Below are 6,647 nucleotides of genomic sequence, written 5' to 3' on the forward strand. Positions count from 1 at the left end.
CCGCAACCGCCCCGCTCCCCGCCCCAAACACAGCAGCCCGGGGCCCGTCCGCGGTTAATCCCCCCCGTCCCCCGGCCCCGGCGGCCACCCGCTTACGCGCGCGGCTTCTCGCGCATCTCGTAGGTCTCGATGATGTCGTCGACCTTGATGTCGTTGAACGACCCCAGGGTCACACCGGCCTCGAAGCCCTCGCGGACCTCGGTCGCGTCGTCCTTGAAGCGGCGCAGACCCTCGATGGTGAGGCTCTCCGCCACGACCTTGCCGTCGCGCAGCAGGCGGGCCTTGGTGTTGCGGCGGATGACACCGTCGCGGACCAGGACACCGGCGATGTTGCCGAACTTGGAGGAGCGGAAGACCTCGCGGATCTCCGCGGCGCCGAGGCGCACCTCCTCGTACTCCGGCTTGAGCTTGCCCTTGAGGGCGTTCTCGATCTCCTCGATCGCCTGGTAGATGACCGAGTAGTACCGGACGTCCACGCCTTCCTTGTCGGCCGCGGTGCGCGCACGGCCCTCGGCGCGCACGTTGAAGCCGATGATGATGGCGTCCGAGCCCATCGCCAGGTCCACGTCGGACTCGGTGATGGCACCCACACCGCGGTGCAGGACCCGGAGCTCGACCTCCTCGCCCACGTCCAGCTTGACGAGGGCGTCCTCGAGGGCTTCCACCGAACCGGAGACGTCACCCTTGATGATGAGGTTGAGCTGCTCGATGGAGCCGGCGGCGATGGCCTTGTCCAGGTCCTCCAGGGACACCCGGACCCGACGCTGCGCGAAGGCGGCGTTGCGGTCGCGGGCCGAGCGCTTCTCGGCGATCTGGCGGGCGGTGCGGTCCTCGTCGACGACGATGAAGCTGTCGCCGGCGCGGGGCACCGAGGTCAGACCGAGCAGCAGCACCGGGCGGGACGGGCCGGCCTCGGCGAGGTTGTTGCCGTTCTCGTCCAGCATCGCGCGGACGCGGCCGTAGGCGTCGCCGACCACGATCGAGTCGCCGACGCGGAGGGTACCGCGCTGCACGAGGACGGTCGCCATGGCACCGCGGCCCTTGTCGAGGTGGGCCTCGATGGCGATACCCTGCGCGTCCTGCTCGGGGTTGGCCCGCAGGTCGAGCGAGGCGTCCGCGGTCAGGACCACGGCCTCCAGCAGCTGGTCGATGTGCAGACCCTGGCGCGCGGAGATGTCGACGAACATGGTGTCGCCGCCGTACTCCTCGGCCACCAGGCCGAACTCGGTCAGCTGGCCGCGGACCTTGGTCGGGTCGGCGCCCTCGACGTCGATCTTGTTGACGGCGACCACGATCGGCACACCGGCGGCCTTGGCGTGGTTGAGCGCCTCGACCGTCTGCGGCATGACACCGTCGTTGGCCGCGACCACCAGGATCGCGATGTCGGTGGACTTGGCACCACGGGCACGCATGGCGGAGAACGCCTCGTGACCCGGGGTGTCGAGGAAGGTGATCGGGCGCTGCTCGCCGTTCACCTCGGTGACCACCTGGTACGCACCGATGTGCTGGGTGATGCCACCGGCCTCGCCGGCCACCACGTTGGACTTGCGGATGGCGTCCAGCAGGCGGGTCTTACCGTGGTCGACGTGACCCATGACGGTGACGACCGGCGGGCGCGGGGCCAGCTGGTCCTCGTCGCCCTCGTCGGCACCGAAGTCGATGTCGAACGACTCCAGCAGCTCGCGGTCCTCGTCGTCCCGGCTGACGATCTCCAGCTGGAAGCCCATCTCGCCGGCCAGCAGCTCGAGGGTCGCGTCGGAGACCGACTGGGTCGCGGTGACCATCTCACCGAGGTTGAACATCACGGAGACGAGCGCGGCCGGGTTGGCGTTGATCTTCTCCGCGAAGTCCATCAGCGAGGCGCCGCTCGACAGGCGAACGGTCTGGCCGTTGCCGCGAGGCAGCATCACACCGCCGACGGACGGGGCCTGCATGGCCTCGTACTCCTGGCGCTTCGCCCGCTTCGACTTGCGACCACGGGCCGGACGGCCACCGGGGCCGCGGCCGAAGGCACCCTGCGTGCCACCACGGGCACCCGGGCCACCGGGACGGCCGCCGAAGCCGCCGGGACGCGGGCCGAAGCCGCCGCCACCGCCGCCCGGGGCACCGCCACCGGGGCGGGGGCCGCCGAAGCCGCCGCCGGCCGGACGCGAGCCCGGACCGGCCGGACGGCCCTGGAAGCCCGGACGGGCACCACCCGGAGCACCCGGACGGCCACCGGGGCCACCCGGACCACGGCCACCCGGGCCGGGACGCGGGCCCGGACCGGCCGGACGCTGCGGCATCATGCCCGGGTTCGGACGCGGCATGCCCGACGGGGTCGGACGCGGGCCGGCCGGACGCGGCATGCCGTCGGGGCGCGGAGCACCGGCACCCGGGGCACCCGGAGCGGCCGGACGCGGCGCGCCACCGGGACGCGGGGCACCACCCGGACGGGGGGCACCGGCGCCAGGGGCACCCTGGCCACCCGGACGCGGACGGTCGCCACCCGGACGGGGGGCACCGGCGCCGGGGGCACCCTGGCCACCCGGACGGGGACGGTCGCCACCCGGACGCGGACGGTCGCCGCCCTGGCCGGCCGGGGCACCCGGACGCGCACCGGGCGCGCCGGGACGGCGGTCACCGGGACGCGCCATACCGGTGGCGCTGCCCGAGGTGAACGGGTTGTTGCCCGGACGCGGACCGGCCGGACGCGGGCCCGGACGGGCGCCGCCGCCGGCGGCGGGGCCGGCCGGACGCGAGGCCTGGGCGGCCGGGCGCGGGGCCTGGGCCTGGGCCTGGGTCTCACCGGACGCGGGGGCCGGCGAGGAGAACTCGGCCGCGGGGGCGGCCGGAGCCGCCGGACGCGGAGCCGGGCGCGGGCCCGGCGTCGGGCCGGACGCCTTGGGCGCGGCCGGAGCGGCCGGCGCCGGGGCGGCGGCGGCCGGGGTCGGACGGGGACCGGGGGCCGCGGGGCGCGGACCCGGGGTCGGGGCACCCGGCTTGGGTGCACCCGCGGCCGAACCGGCCGCGGGCTGGGGCGCCGCGGGCTTCCGCGGGCCCGGCTTGGCAGCGGAGCCACCACCGGTGGGGGCCACACCAAGCGCGTCAGTCAACTTGCGTACGACCGGCGCCTCGATCGTCGAGGACGCCGAACGGACGAACTCACCGAGCTCGGTGAGCTTGGCCATGACGGCCTTGCTCTCCAAGCCGAGCTCCTTGGCGAGTTCGTAAACCCGGACCTTAGCCACTTCACTCCTGTCTATGAGTCCGGGGGTCTCGTCCGCCGGACTGTCGCTACTTCATGGGCGTACCCATCGCGTACTCATCGCGTACTCATCGAGTGCTCATCGCAATCTCGACCTACTTCCACATCGCGAGGTACCTGACTGGTGGCACGGCGTAGGGCTGCCCGTGCGCCGTGCTTGTTGCGGTGGTTCTCCGCCGCGCGAGCGGCGAGCCGTCACGGGGAGCTGTCGCTCACCCGCTCCTCGATGAACTCGCGGAGCCGCCCGGTGTCGAGCGCGCCCTGGATCCGGAAGGCCCGGGGGAACGCCCGTCGGCGGACCGCGAGGTCGAGGCAGGCCGGTTCGGGGTGCAGGTGTGCGCCCCGGCCCGGCAGTGCGCCACGGGGATCGGGGACGCAGACGCCCTCGACCGCCGTGACACGCAACAGCTGGTGCTTGGCCGCGCGCTTGCGGCAGCCCACGCAGGTGCGTTCCGGGCGTGCTCGGACATGCGTCCGGCCAGACGAAGGCAAGTCTACCCCTCCGGAGGGACATGGCGCCGCCCCGCCGATCCCGGGGGAGCAGCGGGGACGGTCGGACAACAACGACTACCGGGCCGCGGATTCCTGCTCGGCGCCCTCGGTGTCCGGCCGGATGTCGATCCGCCACCCGGTGAGACGGGCGGCCAGACGGGCGTTCTGCCCCTCCTTGCCGATCGCCAGCGACAGCTGGTAGTCCGGCACGATCACCCGTGCGGAGCGCTGGGCGAGGTCCACGATCTCCACGCTGGTCACCCGGGCGGGGGACAGCGCGGCGGCGACCATCTCGCGCGGGTCCTCCGACCAGTCGACGATGTCGATCTTCTCGCCGTGCAGCTCGCCCATCACCGCGCGCACCCGGGAGCCCATCGGGCCGATGCAGGCGCCCTTGGCGTTCAGCCCCTGGCGGCGCGACCAGACCGCGATCTTGGTCCGGTGGCCGGCCTCACGGGCGATCGCCGCGATCTCCACGCTGCCGTCCGCGATCTCCGGGACCTCCAGCGCGAACAGCTTCTTCACCAGGCTGGGGTGGGTGCGCGACAGCGTCACCGACGCCCCGCGCACGCCCCGGCGCACGGCCACGACGTAGCACTTCAGCCGGGTGCCGTGCCGGTAGTCCTCGCCCGGGACCTGCTCCTGCGGCGGGAGGATGGCCTCCAGCTTGCCGATGTCGACCAGCACGTTCTTCGGGTCGTTGCCCTGCTGGACGACACCGGTGACGATGTCGCCCTCCTTGCCCGCGTACTCGCCGAAGGTCTGGTCGTCGGCGGCGTCACGCAGCCGCTGCATCATCACCTGCATGCCGATGCTGGAGGCGATCCGGCCGAAGCCGCTCGGGGTGTCGTCGAACTCCTTCGGCTCGACGCCCTCCTCCAGCTCCGACGCGTCCTCGGTCGCCCAGACCGTCACGTGGCCGGTCTTGCGGTCCAGCTCGACCCGGGCGCGGCGGCGCGAGCCCTCGGTGCGGTGGTACGCGGTGAGGAGGGCCGACTCGATCGACTCGACCACGAGGCCGAAGGGGATGTTCTTCTCGCTGACCAGCGTGCGCAGGGCACTCATGTCGATGTCCACGGCTACGCCTCCTCGTCTTTCGTCACGTTCATCATGGTGCGGTCGGTGCGCAGGTCGTCACTCCGCACCGTCGTCCCCCTCGTCGAGCAGCAGCTCGTCGTCCTTGCGGTTGAACTCCACCTGGACGCGCGCACGGGCGACCTCGCCGTACTCCAGACGGCGCTCCTTGGGCCGGCCGCGGCCCTTCACCGGCTGCACCTCGACCAGCGCGCCGTCCTCGTCCGCCTCCAGCACCCGCGCGACGATCTCCCCGCCGTCGACCAGGTGGATCTTCGCCAGCCTGCCCTCGGCGCGGGCCCAGTGCCGCGGCGCGCCCAGCGGACGCTCCGCACCCGGCGAACCGACCTCCAGGACGTACGCCCCGGAGCCCATCACGTCCGACTCGTCGAGGGCCTCGCCGACCACCCGGCTGAACTCCGCGATGGTGTCCAGGTCCACGCCGCCGTCGGCGTCCACGTCGATCTGCACCTGGCGGCGGCTGCCCGCCTGGGTGACCTTGACGTCCTCCAGATCCAGGCCCGCCTGCGCGGCCAGCGGCTCCAGCAACGCGCGCAGCCGGTCGGTGTGGGTGGTGCTCATCCGGGTGGACTCCTCGGCCGCGTCTGCTGTTGTCGGAAGGTCGCGCCGCACCCCCGGCGCCGGTACGGCGCACAGCCGGGTCACGGCGGCTCGGCCCAAAGCCTAGCCGGTGAACCCCCCAACCACCGATTCCGGCCCCGGCCCCGGCTCACCCGGTGCGAGCAAGCTCACACCGCCCGCACGCCCCCACCGCGAACGCAATCCGTGCCCACAGACGTAAGGATTCTGTAATCATTCACGCCAATGAGGGCAGGCGGGCAGGCCGTCCTCCCGTACACGCTCCGGAGTGACACCCATGCAGCCGCCCAGCCGACGGACCCTTCTGACCTTCGGGCTGCTCCTCACCGCCGGCGCGACCCTCACCGCCTGCACCGACGGGAGCGGCGCCGACCCCGCCGGCTCGGCCGGCGGCCGCCGCCCCGACCCGGACGAGCCCGTCCGCCTGCGCGCCGTCGCCGCCACCGACACCCTCCTCGCCGGCTACGACGCCCTCCTCCCCCAGGCCCCCCAGCTCCAGTCCCTGCGCGCCGAGGTCGCCCAGCACCGCGCCGCCCTCCAGCCCTCCACCACGATTCCCCCCACCACCCCGGCCGCCCCGGCCACGGCGGCCCCCACCACCCTCCCCGCCCTTGCCGCCCTCGAACGCCAGACCGCCGAGTCCCGCCTCGCCGACCTGGGCGCCGCCTCCCCCCAGCTGGCCCGCCTGCTGGCCTCCGTCGCCACCGCCGGCGCCCTCCACGCCGGCGCCCTGGGCGACCCCGCCCCCGCCCCCGTCGCGACGGCCGCCCCGTCCCCCACCGCCGTCCCCACCCCCGGCGAAGCGGCCACCCCCTTCCAGGAGGCCCTGAGCGCCGAGCACGCGGCCATCTACGGCTACGGCGTGGTCGGCGCCCGCCTCCCCGACGACCAGCAGCGCACCGACGCCCGCGCCGCCCTGGCCGCCCACCAGTCCCGCCGCGACGCCTGGCAGCGCCTCCTCACCGGCACCGGCGCCACCCCCGCCGCCGCGGCCGCCGGCTACCAGCTCCCCTTCCCGGTCACCGACACCGCCGCCGCCACCCGTCTGGCCGCCCACCTGGAAACCCGCCTCACCACCGTCTACGCCGACCTGGTCGCCGCCGCCCCCGCCCCCCACCGCCCCCTCGCCGCCGACGCCCTCCGCGAGTGCGCCCTCCGCGCCCACCGCTGGGGCGCCACCGCCACCCCCTTCCCCGGCATCCCCACCACCCCGCCGCATCCCCCACCCCCTGAC

5 protein-coding genes are annotated in these 6,647 nt (G+C 74.3%); 1 reads left to right on the forward strand and 4 read right to left on the reverse strand.

What is annotated here, in order from left to right:
• Nucleotides 1-92: 92 nt before the first annotated feature.
• The 4 genes from infB to rimP all read right to left on the reverse strand — a co-directional run bounded on the left by infB (nt 93) and on the right by rimP (nt 5,395).
• Nucleotides 93-3,230 (reverse strand): translation initiation factor IF-2, encoded by a 3,138-nt coding sequence (gene infB / locus ACFVFS_RS23345; protein ID WP_380626549.1) that lies wholly within the window; start codon nt 3,228-3,230, stop codon nt 93-95.
• A gap of 212 nt (nt 3,231-3,442) precedes the next feature.
• Nucleotides 3,443-3,688 (reverse strand): YlxR family protein, encoded by a 246-nt coding sequence (locus ACFVFS_RS23350; RefSeq protein ID WP_380626550.1) that lies wholly within the window; start codon nt 3,686-3,688, stop codon nt 3,443-3,445.
• Nucleotides 3,689-3,814: 126 nt separating this feature from the next.
• Nucleotides 3,815-4,816, reverse strand: coding sequence for a transcription termination factor NusA (gene nusA, locus ACFVFS_RS23355; RefSeq protein ID WP_380626551.1), 1,002 nt, complete (start codon nt 4,814-4,816; stop codon nt 3,815-3,817).
• A 57-nt stretch (nt 4,817-4,873) separates the two neighbouring features.
• Nucleotides 4,874-5,395 (reverse strand): ribosome maturation factor RimP, encoded by a 522-nt coding sequence (gene rimP, locus ACFVFS_RS23360; RefSeq protein WP_380626552.1) that lies wholly within the window; start codon nt 5,393-5,395, stop codon nt 4,874-4,876.
• 295 nt (nt 5,396-5,690) lie between these two features.
• Here rimP and ACFVFS_RS23365 point away from each other — a divergent pair.
• Nucleotides 5,691-6,647 (forward strand): ferritin-like domain-containing protein (locus ACFVFS_RS23365; RefSeq protein ID WP_380626553.1); only part of this gene is annotated, 957 nt, incomplete at its 3' end.

Source organism: Kitasatospora sp. NPDC057692 (assembly GCF_042799475.1).
In the GTDB taxonomy this organism is placed as follows: domain Bacteria; phylum Actinomycetota; class Actinomycetes; order Streptomycetales; family Streptomycetaceae; genus Kitasatospora.